The organism is Mesorhizobium sp. M0910 (assembly GCF_040319465.1).
Classification (GTDB): Bacteria; Pseudomonadota; Alphaproteobacteria; order Rhizobiales; family Rhizobiaceae; genus Mesorhizobium.
The window spans coordinates 192,424-205,729 of sequence record NZ_JAMYNZ010000007.1; the positions used below are offsets into that span (position 1 = coordinate 192,424).

The window sequence follows — 13,306 nt, forward strand, 5'->3', positions numbered from 1 at the left end:
CATTGTTTCGTCATTGCAACCTTAAAGCGAGGATTTTCTGATGACGATCAGCACCATTCTCATCATTATTCTTATTCTTATCCTGATCGGCGCGGTTCCGGCGTGGCCGCATTCTCGGTCCTGGGGTTACGGCCCATCCGGCATCGTCGGCGTCATCCTGATCGTTGTCCTGGTGCTGCTGTTGATGGGCCGGATCTGAGCGCAATCATTGGTCCGGACAAGCGGCGGATGACCGTCAGACCATCCGTCTTTTTCAACTTCCTTATTGGGCAGCTTGCTGCACCGGCTTGGTTGTGGCGATGCCGATATCCTCAAGCGCTTCCGATACTGCATCTTCCAGCGGCGTGTGCGGGATCGTACTGATAATGCCTTCCAGCCGGGCTGAAGCCAGCCGGTGCGGCTCGAAGCGGAGATAGCACATCGAAACGATCTCGCGCCACATCGCCACGAACGGGCTGCCGGCGCGCAGCACCCACCACGGCATCTTCGTCAGCTTCAGCGCGCGTCCGAGCGCCTTCTCCGCGGCTGCCTTGATCTGGAGGTCGGTCACAGCATGGCCGGGAAAATTCAGCGCCTCGTATGAGCCGAGCTTGTCGAGATTGTCAGCCAGCCCGACGAAGGCCTTGGCCAGGTCGGGCAGATAGGCCCATTCATGCACGAGATCGACCGGTCCCGGTGCCGTATAGATACCCTTGGTCATCTTGGCGGCGACAACCAGATCGAACCACGATCCGCTGCCGGTGCCGCCGAAGAAATCACCGGCGCGCAGCAGGATCGTGCGCACCCGACCCGCGTCGGCCTCGCGGCGAAACAGATCTTCCATGGCGACGCGGATGCGGCCCTTTTCCGTCGTTGGGCGAAACGGCGCGTCTTCGGCGATCACCGCCGGCATCGGCGAGCCGTAATTGTAGACGGTGCCCGGGAAGAGATGCAGTGCGCCGTTCGCCCGGCAGGCAGCCATGACGTTCTCCGCCATCGGCAGACACTTGCCCCAGTCGGTGTAGAGCGGGTTGAGGCCGTTGAAGATAATGTCGACGCCTTCGGTGGCGCGGATCAGCGCGTTGCGGTCGAGCGCGTCGCCGGCGATTGCGGCGGCGCCTTTGAGCTCGGCCGGCACCTTGCCGCCGCGGGTGACGGCGCGGACACCGTAGCCGGCATCGAGGAAGGCCTTGGCCACCGCACGGCCGAGCCGGCCGTTGGCGCCGAGAATCGCGATCTTGGTCATTGTTCGTCTCCGTGTTTGTGTTGCGAGCCTGTTGTGGTCTCTTCGCAAGCGAATGAAAATTGACTAAAGCTGGTGATCTGATATTCAATTTTGAATGGATATCGATTGGAACCTGATCAAGAGTTTCGTCACGGTGGCGGAGACCGGCAGCCTGTCTGCCGCCGCGCGAAAACTTGCCGCAAGCCAGCCGACGCTCGGCCGCCACATCGCCGAGCTGGAACAGGCGCTCGGCGTCACCCTGTTCCGGCGTGGGCGGCGTGGCTATGCGCTCACGGAAGCAGGCAGCACGCTCTTTGAACAGGGTCGCGCGGTGAGCGAGCAGGCAAGTGCCTTTTCGCTGCTGGCGCTGGGATCGGTCGAGGCGATAGAGGGTACGGTGCGCATTGCCGCCAGCGAAGTGGTGGCGGCCTATGTGCTGCCAGAAATCACCGCGAGGCTTGGTTTCGAGGAGCCGGGCATCGAGGTCGAGATCGTCGCCTCGAACCAGGTCGAGAATCTGCTGCGTCGCGATGCCGATATCGCCATTCGCATGGTCAAGCCGGCGCAGAATGAACTGGTCGCGCGCAAGGTGACCGACATTCCGCTCCGCGCCTGCGCGGCAAAATCCTATCTCGACCGGCGTGGCCGTCCGCGCGAGGCGCGCGATCTCGCCGGCCATGATCTGGTCGGCTTCGACCGCAGCGATGAGATCATTCGCGGCTTTGCCCAGTTCGGCGTCCCGCTTGCCCGCAATGCCTTCCGCTTCAGGACCGATAATCAGATCGTGCTGTGGGAAGCGGTGCGGGCGGGAAACGGCATCGGCTTTGGCCAGGAGCCGCTCGCCGACCGTGATCCGCTGGTCGAGACAGTGCTGCCGGGTCTCCCGCTGCCGACGCTGCCGGTGTGGCTGGCCATGCACCGCGACGTGCGTACAAGCGTCCGCATCCGCCGCGTCGCGGATTTCCTCTACGAAGAGTTCAAGCGCTATTCAGCCGGTGCTGCCTCGGCTGCGAATTCAGCGCGGTGAGCGAGCCCGGCCATCAACAGCACGACGATCAGCAGCCCGGAAAGAGCGACGAAGATCGGGCCGAAGCTCGAGTGTTCGGCGATGAAGCCGATCGCCGACGGCGCCACCAGAATGCCTGAGTAACCCATTGTGGTGACGACGCTCATGCCGGTGCCGGACGCCATGCCCTCCTGGTTGCCGCCGGCCGAAAAGATGATCGGCACCATGTTGGCAATGCCGAGACCGCAAAAGGCGAAGGCGGCAATGGCGAGCCAGGGCGAGGGAGCCAGCCCGGCCACCAGCATGCCGGCAGCAGCGGCAAGAGCCGAGGCGCGCAACGTCGTAACGGCACCGAAACGGTTGCGGACGCCATCACCAAGGAAGCGCATGACGGCCATGACACCGGAAAAGGCGGCGTAGGCCAGGCCTGCGATGGCAAGATCGGCACCGAGCTCCTGCCTGAGATACAGCGCCGCCCAGTCGAGCACCGCACCTTCGGAGATCATCGTCAGCAGCGCCATCAGCCCAACCAGATAAACCAGCGGGTTTGCCGGCAGCGCGAATTTGTGGTGCTCGGCGACTGGGTGCTTGTCCTCGGCGATCAGGTAGCGGATCGCTACGGCGATGACGGCAAAGGCAAGAGCCGTCACCACCGTCGCATGGGCGAGGTGACCGTAGTTCTGGATGGCGAAACCGCCCAAAGCGCCGCCAGCGAAACCGCCAAGGCTCCAGAAGCCGTGCGAGGACGACATGATGGCACGGGACAGCCGCCGTTCGACTGCCACTGCATTGGCATTCATGGCGACGTCCATGCCGCCGATCGAACCGCCGAAGATGAACATGGCGATTGCCGCCAAGGGCACGTTGGGGGCCAGAGCCACGACCAACAGGCCGAAGCTGCCGGCAAGTCCGAACCAGCGCAGCACCGTGCGCGAGCCATGCTTCGAGATCAGATGGCCGCACCAGGTCATGGCGGTTACGGCCCCGGCCCCGAACAACAGAATCAACAGGCCGAGCGTGAATTTGCTTATGTCCAGCCGGGTGAGGAACACCGGGATCTGCGGCGCCCAGCTCCCGGTCAGGAAGCCATTGGCGAGGAAGATGCCGGCCACTGCCCAGCGTCCACGAATCGCGGTCTGCGTCATTTTCTGCGCGTCCATCGGGTAGAATCCGGTCCGGAAATGGCTTCGCGCGGCAAATTAGATCGATTCAATTCACAGTCAAGCGCTCTTCGCCGAAAGTGCTTGGACCAGGCGCTACGTCCTCTCGCGTCGGCCAACCATCTCGGCGGTCCACTCCGAAATCCTTACGGCTCGGGATAAGGCGCGCCATCCTTGTGCACAAACCGGCCATCAGCGTTGGTGCTCATCATGTCGATGTCGGAGCAGGTGGCGACGTCGTCGGGCCAGCGCGAACCGACTTCGAGATAGATCGCCATCGCGCCCGATTTGTTGATCATGTGATGGCCGTTGCCTGATCCTTTCGGAAAGGCCGCGCAGCCACCGGCGCGCAGCACCGTCTCACCGGCATCTTCGACGAGCGTCAGCTCGCCTTCAAGCACGTAGACGAATTCGTCTTCGTGCGAATGCCAGTGGCGCTGGCTCGACCAGTTGCCCGGCGGCAGGCGCATGAGATTGATACCGAAGTCGGTGAGCCCGCCTGCGTTGCCCAGCCGCTGCCGCACGCGTTCGGCACAGGGTGCATCGAACGGCGGTGGATAGGATGAGCCCTTGCGTCCGGGCACGTCGGCAACGTCAATCTTAGGCACGGCGTCCTCCCTAGTGATCCCTGGGGCGCCTTGCCTCGAACTCGGCCTTCTTGGCATCGGAGGCTTCGATCTGGTTCAGTGCCTGCCACTCGGCATAGGGCATGCCGTAGATGATCTCGCGCGACTGTTCCTTGCTGAGTTCGACACCCTCGGCCTGCGCCGCATCGCGGTACCAGTTGGACAGGCAGTTGCGGCAGAAGCCGGCGAGGTTCATCAGGTCGATGTTCTGCACGTCGGAACGCTCGCGCAGATGCGCGACCAGCCGGCGGAAGGCAGCGGCTTCGAAATCGCGCTTTTGTTCGTCGCTGAGTTCGGTCATGTCTTTGGCGTCCCTTGGGCCTTTCGTCACACCGGTCCGGTGCGCGAGCCGAATATTTTCACCGCATGTATATCGGCACGTCGATCGATCGCGTCAACGATCGGCGCCAGCCGTTCGGCCCAGTCGAGGGCACCCTTAAGGTCGGCGATCAGGTCCTGGCGGATCTCGAGCAGCGCATGGGCAAATCCGTTGACGATGGCGTGCCTGAACATGGTATCGCCGCGTAGTGCGCCGTCATAGGGTTCGTTGTCGCCGACGATGAGGCTCTTGTCCTTGGCGAGCATGTCGATCAGCGGCCGCGCAACGCGATCGTCGAGATCCCATAATATGCCGACGTGCCACGGCCGCACGAAGCCCTGCATGGTCGGCGTGAAGGAATGCACCGAAAAGATGAAAGGTGCCTGCGCGGACGCTTGCGCCACCGAGGCGATCATGGCGCCGACGGCATCATGATAGGGGCGGTAAAAGCGGTCCAGACGTCTTTCGCGTTCCTCCGGCGCCATGGGATAATTTCCCGGGATGATGGTGCCGTCATAGAGCTGGCGAATCAGCGTTGGATCGTCCTCGCCGCGATTGGGATCGATCAGCAGCCGTGAAAAATTGGCAAGCACCGCCGGAACGCCGAGCAGACTTGCGAGTTCGCGGGTTACAGTCTCGACGCCGATGTCGTAGGCGATGTGGCGGTCGAACTCCGCCGCTGGCAGGCCAAGGCTGCCATACTCCTCCGGCAGGTCGCGGCGAGCGTGATCGGCCAAAAGCACCATGCCGCGCTTGCGGTCGCCTTCGACGATGTCGAAAGGCGCGAAAACTGTGGATCGGGTCATCGGCGGGAAAGGTCTGTTCGCGGGCTTCCTGGGAGGGTGGTATCGTCATTCCACGAAGAGAACGCTTGCGCAATGCCGTTGTTTGGCCACGGTTTCTGCCAAAAAACTGAGCAGGGGCGACCGCAAGCGCGCCGGAGCCTTCTAAATCGATTGGAATTGGACAGATCGGCGCGTTGACATGCGTACGGACTTTTCCGAAAAGGGGCGTTGAGAGATGCAAATGTGGTTCTTGAGGGGTTTCAGGATGGGTTTCGCCGGCAGGCTGCGTGTGCGCCATGCCTTGGCCATGCCGCTCCTGATACCGGCAATGGGCCTTTTCGCGGTGATCACGGCCTCGCCGGCACGGGCCGATTTCCGGGTCTGCAACGCCACGCAGAACCTGGTCGGCGTCGGCATCGGCTATCGCGCCAAGGCCGGCTGGATCACCGAAGGCTGGTGGCACATCGAAGGATCGAGCTGCAAGACGCTGATCGAGGGACCGCTGTCATCAAGGTTTTACTATCTTTATGCAGAAGACGCCGAGCGCGGCGGACGCTGGGATGGCCCGATCAACATGTGCGTGGCCGAAAAAGAGTTCAAGATCGCCGGCGTTACCGACTGCGTCGCCCGGGGCTTTCAGCGCGCCGGATTTCAGGAATATGACACGGGCGAGCAGGCAAGCTGGATGGTCCAGCTGACTGACGAGCCCGCAACGGATGGCGCTGCAGCCGCCCCGGGAACAAACAGTCAATGAGACGCAGCCGCAAGGTCAAGATCCTCGCCACCATCGGTCCGGCCTCCTCGTCCGAGGAGATGCTGAAGAAGCTGTTCGAAGCCGGTGCCGACGTGTTCCGGATCAATATGAGCCACACCGACCATGAATTGATGCGGACGCTTGTCGGCCGCATTCGTGCCGTCGAGGAGGCGGTCGGCCGGCCGATCGGCGTTCTTGCCGACCTGCAAGGGCCAAAGCTGCGCGTCGGTAAGTTCGCCAACGGCAAAGAAGTGCTGACCGTCGGCCAGACCTTCACGCTCGACGACAATCCCGAGCCCGGCAATTCGAAGAGGGTCTACCTGCCGCATCCCGAAATCCTGCGTTCGGTCGAGGCCGGTCATCGCCTGCTGATCGACGACGGCAAGCTCGAGCTCAAGGCGGTCAGCAGCAACGGCCAGGCGATCGTCTGCACCGTCGTCGCCGGCACCACCATTTCCGACAAGAAGGGCGTCAGCCTGCCCGACACCGACCTGCCGGTCGGCGCGCTGACGGAAAAGGACCGCCGGGATCTTGACGCAGTTCTGGCGACCGGCGTCGACTGGGTGGCGCTGTCCTTCGTGCAGCGGCCCGAGGACCTGGCCGAAGCGCGCAAGATCGCGCGCGGCCGGGCGCTGATCATGGCCAAGATCGAAAAGCCGCAGGCCGTCGCCCGGCTGGCCGAGATCATCGAGCTTTCGGATGCGCTGATGGTCGCCCGCGGCGATCTCGGCGTCGAGATGCCGCTCGAAGCCGTGCCTGGCATTCAGAAGCAGATCACCCGCGCCGCCCGCCGCGCCGGCAAGCCTGTGGTGGTTGCCACGCAGATGCTGGAATCGATGATCACCGCGCCGGTGCCGACCCGCGCCGAAGTCTCGGACGTCTCGATCGCCGTGTTTGAAGGCGCCGACGCGATCATGCTTTCGGCGGAGTCCGCCGCCGGCGCCTACCCGGTCGAAGCGGTGGCGATGATGAACCGGATCGCCACCAAGGTCGAAACCGACCCGACCTACGCCGGCATCATCAACGCGCAGCGCTCGGAACCGGAAGCGACCGGCGCCGACGCCATTTCGCTTGCTGCCCGCGAGATCGCCGAGACGCTGAAGCTGTCGGCCATCATCACCTACACGGCCTCGGGTACAACCGGCCTGCGCGCCGCGCGTGAGCGGCCGCAAGTGCCGATCGTCGCATTGTCGCCGATCCTCAACACGGCGCGGCGGCTGTCGCTGTTGTGGGGCACGCATTGCGTCGTTTCTCCCGATGCCATCGACCTCGACGATATGGTCGATCGCGCCTGCCGCATCGCCTTCGACGAAGGTTTCGGCAAGCCCGGCGACCGCGTCATCATCACGGCCGGCGTTCCGCTCAGGACGCCCGGTTCGACCAACATGCTGCGCATCGCCTATGTCGGATCGGAAGTCGGACGCTAATGCCGGCGGCGGCTGGCGGATCGGCCGGCTGCATGGCGCGTCGTAAACACGGCGCCAGCCCGGCGCATCGACGGCAGTCGGGTTAGGATCGACGCCGAACTCCGCCAGCTTGCATCGGCCTGCAGCCGGCGGTTCGAAGGTCCTGTTCGACTTGAGCTGGAAGTCAGTTAAGCTAATCTCTCCTGGGAGAAAGAGGAGGGTGATCCAATGTGGATGCGCACTGATCTTCTGGAACTCCTCGGCATTGAGCACCCGATAATCCAGGCGCCGATGAGCGGCGTCACCACACCGGAACTCGCGGCGGCGGTCAGCAATGCCGGGGCACTAGGCTCGCTCGGATGCGGTATTCTGCCTGCTGCGGCTATCCGCGAGCAGCTCACGGCGACACAGCACGCCACCAATCGTCCGGTCAACGTCAACTTCTTTGCGCACCCGGCGCCGGCACGCGATGATGCGGCTGCACAAACTATGCGCGACCGCCTTCGCGGCTGCTATGAGGAGGTCGGCCTCGGACCGGTGCCCGAGCCGGGCGAGCCCTTCCCCACCTTCGATCGTGAGCGTCTCGAAATCGTGCTCGAGCTGCGCCCGAAGGTGGTCAGCTTCCACTTCGGCCTACCCGACACCGCAATTGTGCAGCAGTTGAAAGCGGCCGGCTGTACTGTCTTGTGTTCGGCTACCACCGTCTCGGAAGCGCGCCAGCTTGAGGCAGGAGGGGTGGACGCCATTATCGCCCAGGGATACGAGGCCGGTGGGCATCGCGGCACATTCACTGGCGACCCTGCTATCGGCACAGCCGGCACCATGGCCTTCGTACCGCAGATTGTTGATGCCGTGCGGGTGCCTGTAATTGCCGCCGGCGGTATCTTCGACGGTCGCGGCATTGCCGCCAGCTTTGCACTTGGTGCATCTGGTGTGCAGATCGGCACGGCTTTCCTGGCCTGTCCTGAAGCCAATGTGCAGCCAGTCTATCGCGCAGCATTGCGCTCGGCCAACGACGAGAGCACGTCGGTGACCCGCTGCTTCACTGGCCGCCCAGCGCGCGTGGTGCGCAACCGGTTTGTGATGGAAATGGCTGGTGAGGAAGATGCTGCGCTGGCGTTTCCGCTACAGGCGAGTCTGGTCATGCCGCTTTCGATGGCGAAGGATGAAAGCAAGCGGGCTGACTTCTTGCCCATTTGGGCCGGGCAGGGCGTTGCGAAGCTGCGGCAGATGCCGGCCGCCGCGCTTGTGGAGAAACTCGTCACGGAAGCAAGCGGCGTAGATCGGGCCTATAGGGGAGTAGGGGAGTAGGGGAGTAGGGGAGTAGGGGAGTAGGGGAGTAGGGGGCATGCGTTCCGCAGTGCAATCTACACCTCACATACTGCCTTACTCCCCTATTGCCCTACTGGCTTCAAATGCCTTCGCCGGCAAGCTCCTCGGAAAGTGCGGCGACCTGGTCCTGGGCGCTGCGCATCATCGGGTAGATGCCGAGAACGCGCTGCCAGGCTTCAACTGCCGACTGCTTGTGGCCGGTTTCGGCCATGATCTGAGCCAGGCCGGACAGCGCGCCGAAATGGCGTGGTTCGAGCTGCAGGGTGCGGTCGATGTCCGCCATTGATTTTCCGTAGTTCTTCATCATGAAATGAACAGTGGCGCGGCGGTTCCAGCCTTCCGCATAGGTCGGCTGCAAAGTCACCACCTGATCAAGAAAATCGAGTGCAACATCGAATTTCTGGTTTTCGATTGCCTTCTGCGACCATTGCATCATCAGGTCGATAGAGGCACTGCCCGACTGGGACCACTCGCTGCCGATGCGTCCGGCAATGCGCTCGGCCGCCTTTTCATTGCGTTCGCGCTTGAGATCGGCAAACAGCTGATCGAGCCGCGCCTGTTTCGTCTTGACGACCGGAGGTGCTGTCGGCGGAGTTGTGGTCGGATCTTCAGCCCACGCCGGCAGCGAGACAGCGCCGGAAACGAGGAAAGCCGTGAAAAATGCAAAAAGAATCCGCATCGCGGGAATCTAGCCCCCGACGCCGGATCGTCAAACTGAATTTAGCGTGAGTGTCGTATCATGCGAACGGAGGCGCGCAGCCTCCGTCGAAAACTCAACCCTGGCGCGCCTTGTAGCGCGGCGCGGTCTTGTTGATGATGTAGATGCGGCCCTTGCGACGAACCAGCTGGTTGTCGCGGTGACGCGCCTTCAACGCCTTAAGCGAATTCTTGATTTTCATGGTCTTGCCCGTCGGTCTGGGCCCGGTCACGGGCCGAATTATTAAGGCGCGCCCACAGACGCGCCTTTGAACTGTGCGTGGCTCATAGACGAGGAGCGTTGCCCGTGTCAACCGCAAGCGCGTTGCCTAAACGATACGGACCGTTTCGTATCATCAAATATCCGCCACTGGCGCCTTGCGGCATTGCGCAGGCTTGCGACGGCTGGAATGATGCGGTTGCGAATTGGAGATCGTCATGCGCCGAATTCTTGTGTCCGCCTGTCTTGTCGTCCTCGCGGCAGGCTCTGTTGCCCATGCGCAGGAATGCGACCGCAACGACGACAGCCAGCAGATGATGAACATCTGCGCCGACGCGGACTACAAATCCGCCGACGCCAAGCTCAACAAGGCCTACCAGGATCTCATCGGCGGAAGTGACGCAAAAGCCAGGAAGCTGTTGCAGACGGCGCAGCGCGCCTGGATCGCTTTTCGCGACGCGGAATGCAGCTATCCGCCGCGGACAGCGAAGGCGGCTCGATCTATCCGATGCTGATATCGGAATGCCTGACGCGGCTGACCGACGATCGCACTAAGCAGTTCACCGCCGATTCGACCTGCGCGGAAGGCGATGTGAGCTGCGCCAGCCCCGACGAGGATGAGAGCGGCGACATCCAGTAAGCGTAGGTTCTAACTTTGTGTTTGAGCATGATCTTTTCCGAAACCGGATTCCACTTTTCGCTAGCGCGGACCTTCGGTTCGGGATCATGCTCTAGCTGCGGCGGCTCACGCGCGTAAAATGGCCCATCTTGCGGCCGGGCCGCGCCTCGGCCTTGCCATAGAGGTGCAGCATCAGATCGGGCTCGGCGAGCAGCTCAGCAACGCGCCGGATGTCGTCGCCGATCAGGTTTTCCATGACGCAGTCGAACTGCCGGGCGGGATTTCCCAGCGGCAGGCCGGCGACGGCGCGGATGTGCTGCTCGAATTGCGAGATGGTGCAGGCGGCCTCCGTCCAGTGGCCGGAATTGTGGACGCGCGGCGCTATCTCGTTGACCAACAGTGAACCGTCGGCAAGGACAAAGAATTCGACGCCGATGACGCCGACATAGTCGAGCGCTGCAAGGATCTCTGCCGCCGCCGTTTGAGCCGCAGCAGCCGTCTCGGATTTTACTCCGGCCGGCAGCGTCGAGCTGTGCAGAATACCGTTGCGATGGACATTCCACGCTGGATCGTAGGCGGCGAGCGAGCCGTCGCTGCCGCGCGCGGCGATCACCGAAATCTCGCGCTCGAAGGTGACGAAGGATTCCAGGATCAACGGCACGTTGCCCATCGCCTCGCAAGTGCCGGCAAAGCCGCCTGTTTCCATGTTGCGGAAGACACGCTGGCCCTTGCCGTCATAGCCCATGCGGCGCGTCTTCAATATGCCGCTGCCGTTGAACTGTTTCAGCGCAGCCGTCAGTTCCTCGTCATTGTCGACGGGACTGAAATCCGCGGTCGGTATGCCGATACCGTTGAGGAATTTCTTTTCCGCCAGCCGGTCCTGCGCCACTTCCAGTGCGCGTGCCGGCGGATAGACCGGCACCGTAGAGGCAAGTGCCGCGGCAGCCGCGACCGGAACGTTCTCGAATTCATAAGTAACGACGGCACTGGCCGCAGCCAGCTCGCCAAGCGCGGCCGCGTCGTCGTAGGCGGCGACGATCTGCCGGTTGGCGACCTGTGCCGCCGGGCAATCCGGCTGCGGCTCCAGCACGACGATGCGATAGCCGAGGCGGGCCGCGGCCATCGCCAGCATGCGGCCGAGCTGGCCGCCGCCGATGATGCCGATGCTCGATCCCGCCGGCAGGCTCACGGCGCGTCCGTGGGCTCGGCGGCCACCTTGGCGGTCTGCGCGGCGCGCCAGCTATCCAGCCGGGCGGCGAGCTTTTCGTCGCTCAGCGCCAGCACCGCGGCGGCGAGAAGGGCAGCGTTGGCAGCGCCGGCCTTGCCGATGGCCAAAGTGCCGACCGGAATGCCGGCCGGCATCTGCACGATTGATAGCAGCGAATCCTGGCCCGACAGCGTCTTTGATTCCACCGGCACGCCGAGCACCGGCAGCGGCGTCATCGCCGCCGTCATGCCGGGCAGATGCGCCGCACCCCCGGCACCGGCGATGATCACCTTGTAGCCGGCCGCCTTGGCGCCCTTGGCGAACTCATAGAGCCGGTCGGGCGTGCGGTGGGCCGAGACAATCAGCCGCTTGTGCGAAATGCCAAGCGCCTCAAGCGTTTCGGCGGCGTGGCGCATCGTCGCCCAGTCGGACTGGCTGCCCATGATGATGGCGACGTCGGCGCGGTGATCGTCCAAGCTTCTGCTCTCCGGCGGCAAAGGCGCGCATTAGCGGAAATCGAGGGGAGCCGCAAGGATGGCCGGAAACGGCAAAGCCGCTTGTGCCGTCTGCGTGGCTACGCACATGGACTTGGGCGGTCTGTCATCGGGCGGCCGCTGCTCGGAAGCGGTTGACGAAGTCGTCAAGTTCAGGCCGTTCGGTATCGGAAATCGCCCAGTAGGAAAAGGCGCTGTCGCTCCAGTGGACCAGCGAGAAGCCACCAGCAGAAAGATCGACCGGTCCGGCTGTCGAGCCGGTTTCCTCGGGCGCGGCGACGAGAGTGATCAGGTGCTCGCGGTGCCTGTAGACCAGTGCCGGCACTGGCTGGTCGGCGATCACCTCGACTCGGCCGCCGAGCAACGCGAAGCCGTCACTGGCAAGGTCAGGTGCCGGCGGCGACAGGCCGACCCTGCCATCCAGCCAGGGTTTGACCGTGTGCCGGTCCGACGAGACGACGTCCACCGGGCTGGCTGCCAGCAGGCTGCGACGGTGGCCGCTGGCGACCGCGGCAGCAAAGCTGTCGGGCGCCCTGCTCAGCATCATCCATTGCGTCGCGCCGCTGGCCAGCACGGCGGTAACGACGATCGACGCCGCCAGCGCGCGCCAGTCGAACGCGCCAAATCGGTGCACGGCTCTGTGTGCCGGCGGCACTCGAGCGGCGGGCGCCGGCGCCGGCAGCACTTTCTCCGTACCGGCTGTCCCGATTGCAGCGATGCGAGCCTTGAAATCCTCACGGACATCGAGCCTCGGCAGCCCGCTGACGACCGTCTGCAGCGCAACGATGCGGGCATGCTCGGCGGCGAGCGCCGGGTCGGCCGCGATGCGTCGCTCGACAGCCAATGCTGCTGCTGCGTCGAGCTCGCCATCGACCAAGGCATGGATCATCAGCGCCACGCCCGCCGGGTCATCGGGCAGTCCATCGTTGTGCGCGCTCATGGCGCCCTCCCAAGTTGGGATATCAGCAGACCGCGCGCCCTCGCCAGCCGCGACATCACCGTGCCTAGCGGCACGCCAAGCAGCGTCGCGATCTCGCGATAGCTGAGGCCGTTGACGTCGCGCAGCACCACAGTCTCGCGAAATTGGTGCGGCAGCGCGGCGATCGCCGCCTCGAGTGAGGCCGTGTCGGCCTTGGCGATCAGGCTTGCCTCAGGATTGTCCGTATCCGGCAGGCCGGCGCCATATGCAGCCGTCATGTCATCGAGGTCGCTCAGGTCGCCGACGGCGACGATACTGCGCGGCCGGTTGCGCGCCAGCCAGGAGTAAGAGGCGTTGCGCACGATCGCCAGCAGCCAGGCGCGTGCATTGCCGCCGGCATAGCCGGCGATGCCCGTATGCGCCTTCAAACAGGCCTCCTGCACCACATCCTCCGCATCGGCTGCGTTGCCCGTCAGCCAGCGGGCAAGCGCAAGCGCATCCGCGAGATGGGGCAGAACCACCTCGCGAAAGCGCCCGGTCGCGGCCTCTTGGTTCAACA

18 protein-coding genes are annotated in these 13,306 nt (G+C 63.8%); 7 read left to right on the forward strand and 11 right to left on the reverse strand.

Going from position 1 to position 13,306, the window contains the following annotated elements:
- Positions 1-40: 40 nt before the first annotated feature.
- Positions 41-199 carry a DUF3309 family protein gene (locus NKH78_RS19125; RefSeq protein WP_023678456.1) on the forward strand — a complete coding sequence of 53 codons (159 nt, stop codon included), beginning with the start codon at positions 41-43 and terminating at the stop codon, positions 197-199.
- A gap of 63 nt (positions 200-262) precedes the next feature.
- On the opposite strand, the gene NKH78_RS19130 is transcribed toward NKH78_RS19125, so the two are convergent.
- Positions 263-1,225, reverse strand: a complete 963-nt coding sequence (locus NKH78_RS19130; RefSeq protein ID WP_352504981.1) for an SDR family oxidoreductase — start codon at positions 1,223-1,225, stop codon at positions 263-265.
- A gap of 94 nt (positions 1,226-1,319) precedes the next feature.
- Between NKH78_RS19130 and NKH78_RS19135 the strand changes: the two genes are divergently transcribed.
- Entirely contained in the window at positions 1,320-2,231 is a 912-nt protein-coding gene (locus tag NKH78_RS19135) for a LysR family transcriptional regulator (protein ID WP_352504982.1), read from the forward strand.
- On the opposite strand, the gene NKH78_RS19140 is transcribed toward NKH78_RS19135, so the two are convergent.
- The 4 genes from NKH78_RS19140 to NKH78_RS19155 form a co-directional block, all read right to left on the reverse strand.
- Entirely contained in the window at positions 2,189-3,370 is a 1,182-nt protein-coding gene (locus NKH78_RS19140; RefSeq protein ID WP_352476143.1) for an MFS transporter, read from the reverse strand. The two genes, NKH78_RS19135 and NKH78_RS19140, sit on opposite strands and share 43 nt — an antisense overlap.
- A 146-nt stretch (positions 3,371-3,516) precedes the next feature.
- Positions 3,517-3,978, reverse strand: a complete 462-nt coding sequence (locus tag NKH78_RS19145; RefSeq protein ID WP_352751206.1) for a cupin domain-containing protein — start codon at positions 3,976-3,978, stop codon at positions 3,517-3,519.
- Between the two features lie 10 nt (positions 3,979-3,988).
- Complete coding sequence (locus NKH78_RS19150; RefSeq protein WP_254816513.1) at positions 3,989-4,297, reverse strand: DUF1244 domain-containing protein; 309 nt, start codon at positions 4,295-4,297, stop codon at positions 3,989-3,991.
- 26 nt (positions 4,298-4,323) lie between these two features.
- Positions 4,324-5,121: an N-formylglutamate amidohydrolase gene (locus NKH78_RS19155; protein WP_254816514.1), complete on the reverse strand. Its 798-nt coding sequence runs from the start codon at positions 5,119-5,121 to the stop codon at positions 4,324-4,326.
- 268 nt (positions 5,122-5,389) lie between these two features.
- Here NKH78_RS19155 and NKH78_RS19160 point away from each other — a divergent pair, with 268 nt between their 5' ends.
- The 3 genes from NKH78_RS19160 to NKH78_RS19170 all read left to right on the forward strand — a co-directional run bounded on the left by NKH78_RS19160 (position 5,390) and on the right by NKH78_RS19170 (position 8,571).
- Entirely contained in the window at positions 5,390-5,854 is a 465-nt protein-coding gene (locus NKH78_RS19160) for a DUF1036 domain-containing protein (protein WP_502894192.1), read from the forward strand.
- Positions 5,851-7,281: a pyruvate kinase gene (gene pyk / locus NKH78_RS19165; protein WP_352504984.1), complete on the forward strand. Its 1,431-nt coding sequence runs from the start codon at positions 5,851-5,853 to the stop codon at positions 7,279-7,281. The genes NKH78_RS19160 and pyk overlap by 4 nt, the downstream gene beginning before the upstream one ends.
- 207 nt (positions 7,282-7,488) lie before the next feature.
- Positions 7,489-8,571, forward strand: coding sequence for an NAD(P)H-dependent flavin oxidoreductase (locus tag NKH78_RS19170; protein ID WP_352883514.1), 1,083 nt, complete (start codon positions 7,489-7,491; stop codon positions 8,569-8,571).
- Between the two features lie 100 nt (positions 8,572-8,671).
- On the opposite strand, the gene NKH78_RS19175 is transcribed toward NKH78_RS19170, so the two are convergent.
- Together NKH78_RS19175 and ykgO are read right to left on the reverse strand one after the other, a co-directional pair.
- Positions 8,672-9,271 carry a tetratricopeptide repeat protein gene (locus tag NKH78_RS19175; RefSeq protein WP_352751202.1) on the reverse strand — a complete coding sequence of 200 codons (600 nt, stop codon included), beginning with the start codon at positions 9,269-9,271 and terminating at the stop codon, positions 8,672-8,674.
- 94 nt (positions 9,272-9,365) lie between these two features.
- On the reverse strand, positions 9,366-9,491 hold the full coding sequence (gene ykgO / locus NKH78_RS19180; RefSeq protein WP_006203764.1) for a type B 50S ribosomal protein L36: 126 nt from the start codon (positions 9,489-9,491) through the stop codon (positions 9,366-9,368).
- 235 nt (positions 9,492-9,726) lie between these two features.
- Here ykgO and NKH78_RS32635 point away from each other — a divergent pair, with 235 nt between their 5' ends.
- Complete coding sequence (locus tag NKH78_RS32635; RefSeq protein WP_502899820.1) at positions 9,727-10,023, forward strand: lysozyme inhibitor LprI family protein; 297 nt, start codon at positions 9,727-9,729, stop codon at positions 10,021-10,023.
- A complete protein-coding gene (locus NKH78_RS19190) occupies positions 10,017-10,148 on the forward strand; it encodes a hypothetical protein (protein WP_352739623.1) in 132 nt (43 codons plus the stop codon). The genes NKH78_RS32635 and NKH78_RS19190 overlap by 7 nt, the downstream gene beginning before the upstream one ends.
- Positions 10,149-10,239: 91 nt before the next feature.
- Here NKH78_RS19190 and NKH78_RS19195 read toward each other — a convergent pair whose 3' ends face one another.
- The 4 genes from NKH78_RS19195 to NKH78_RS19210 all read right to left on the reverse strand — a co-directional run bounded on the left by NKH78_RS19195 (position 10,240) and on the right by NKH78_RS19210 (position 13,304).
- Entirely contained in the window at positions 10,240-11,316 is a 1,077-nt protein-coding gene (locus NKH78_RS19195) for a 5-(carboxyamino)imidazole ribonucleotide synthase (protein ID WP_352476149.1), read from the reverse strand.
- Entirely contained in the window at positions 11,313-11,810 is a 498-nt protein-coding gene (gene purE, locus NKH78_RS19200) for a 5-(carboxyamino)imidazole ribonucleotide mutase (protein WP_352504988.1), read from the reverse strand. The genes NKH78_RS19195 and purE overlap by 4 nt, the downstream gene beginning before the upstream one ends.
- 124 nt (positions 11,811-11,934) lie before the next feature.
- On the reverse strand, positions 11,935-12,768 hold the full coding sequence (locus NKH78_RS19205; protein WP_352739619.1) for an anti-sigma factor family protein: 834 nt from the start codon (positions 12,766-12,768) through the stop codon (positions 11,935-11,937).
- Positions 12,765-13,304 (reverse strand): sigma-70 family RNA polymerase sigma factor, encoded by a 540-nt coding sequence (locus NKH78_RS19210; RefSeq protein WP_352739621.1) that lies wholly within the window; start codon positions 13,302-13,304, stop codon positions 12,765-12,767. The genes NKH78_RS19205 and NKH78_RS19210 overlap by 4 nt, the downstream gene beginning before the upstream one ends.
- Positions 13,305-13,306: the final 2 nt, after the last annotated feature.

Excerpts from the sequence above, each read along its gene's own strand:
- NKH78_RS19190 (WP_352739623.1), top strand. The coding sequence starts at position 10,017 with ATGCTGATATCGGAATGCCTGACGCGGCTGACCGACGATCGCACTAAG.
- NKH78_RS19125 (WP_023678456.1), top strand. The coding sequence starts at position 41 with ATGACGATCAGCACCATTCTCATCATTATTCTTATTCTTATCCTGATC.
- NKH78_RS19175 (WP_352751202.1), bottom strand. The coding sequence starts at position 9,271 with ATGCGGATTCTTTTTGCATTTTTCACGGCTTTCCTCGTTTCCGGCGCT.
- pyk (WP_352504984.1), top strand. The coding sequence starts at position 5,851 with ATGAGACGCAGCCGCAAGGTCAAGATCCTCGCCACCATCGGTCCGGCC.
- NKH78_RS19135 (WP_352504982.1), top strand. The coding sequence starts at position 1,320 with ATGGATATCGATTGGAACCTGATCAAGAGTTTCGTCACGGTGGCGGAG.
- NKH78_RS19140 (WP_352476143.1), bottom strand. The coding sequence starts at position 3,370 with ATGGACGCGCAGAAAATGACGCAGACCGCGATTCGTGGACGCTGGGCA.
- NKH78_RS32635 (WP_502899820.1), top strand. The coding sequence starts at position 9,727 with ATGCGCCGAATTCTTGTGTCCGCCTGTCTTGTCGTCCTCGCGGCAGGC.
- NKH78_RS19130 (WP_352504981.1), bottom strand. The coding sequence starts at position 1,225 with ATGACCAAGATCGCGATTCTCGGCGCCAACGGCCGGCTCGGCCGTGCG.
- NKH78_RS19150 (WP_254816513.1), bottom strand. The coding sequence starts at position 4,297 with ATGACCGAACTCAGCGACGAACAAAAGCGCGATTTCGAAGCCGCTGCC.
- ykgO (WP_006203764.1), bottom strand. The coding sequence starts at position 9,491 with ATGAAAATCAAGAATTCGCTTAAGGCGTTGAAGGCGCGTCACCGCGAC.
- NKH78_RS19155 (WP_254816514.1), bottom strand. The coding sequence starts at position 5,121 with ATGACCCGATCCACAGTTTTCGCGCCTTTCGACATCGTCGAAGGCGAC.
- NKH78_RS19170 (WP_352883514.1), top strand. The coding sequence starts at position 7,489 with ATGTGGATGCGCACTGATCTTCTGGAACTCCTCGGCATTGAGCACCCG.
- NKH78_RS19205 (WP_352739619.1), bottom strand. The coding sequence starts at position 12,768 with ATGAGCGCGCACAACGATGGACTGCCCGATGACCCGGCGGGCGTGGCG.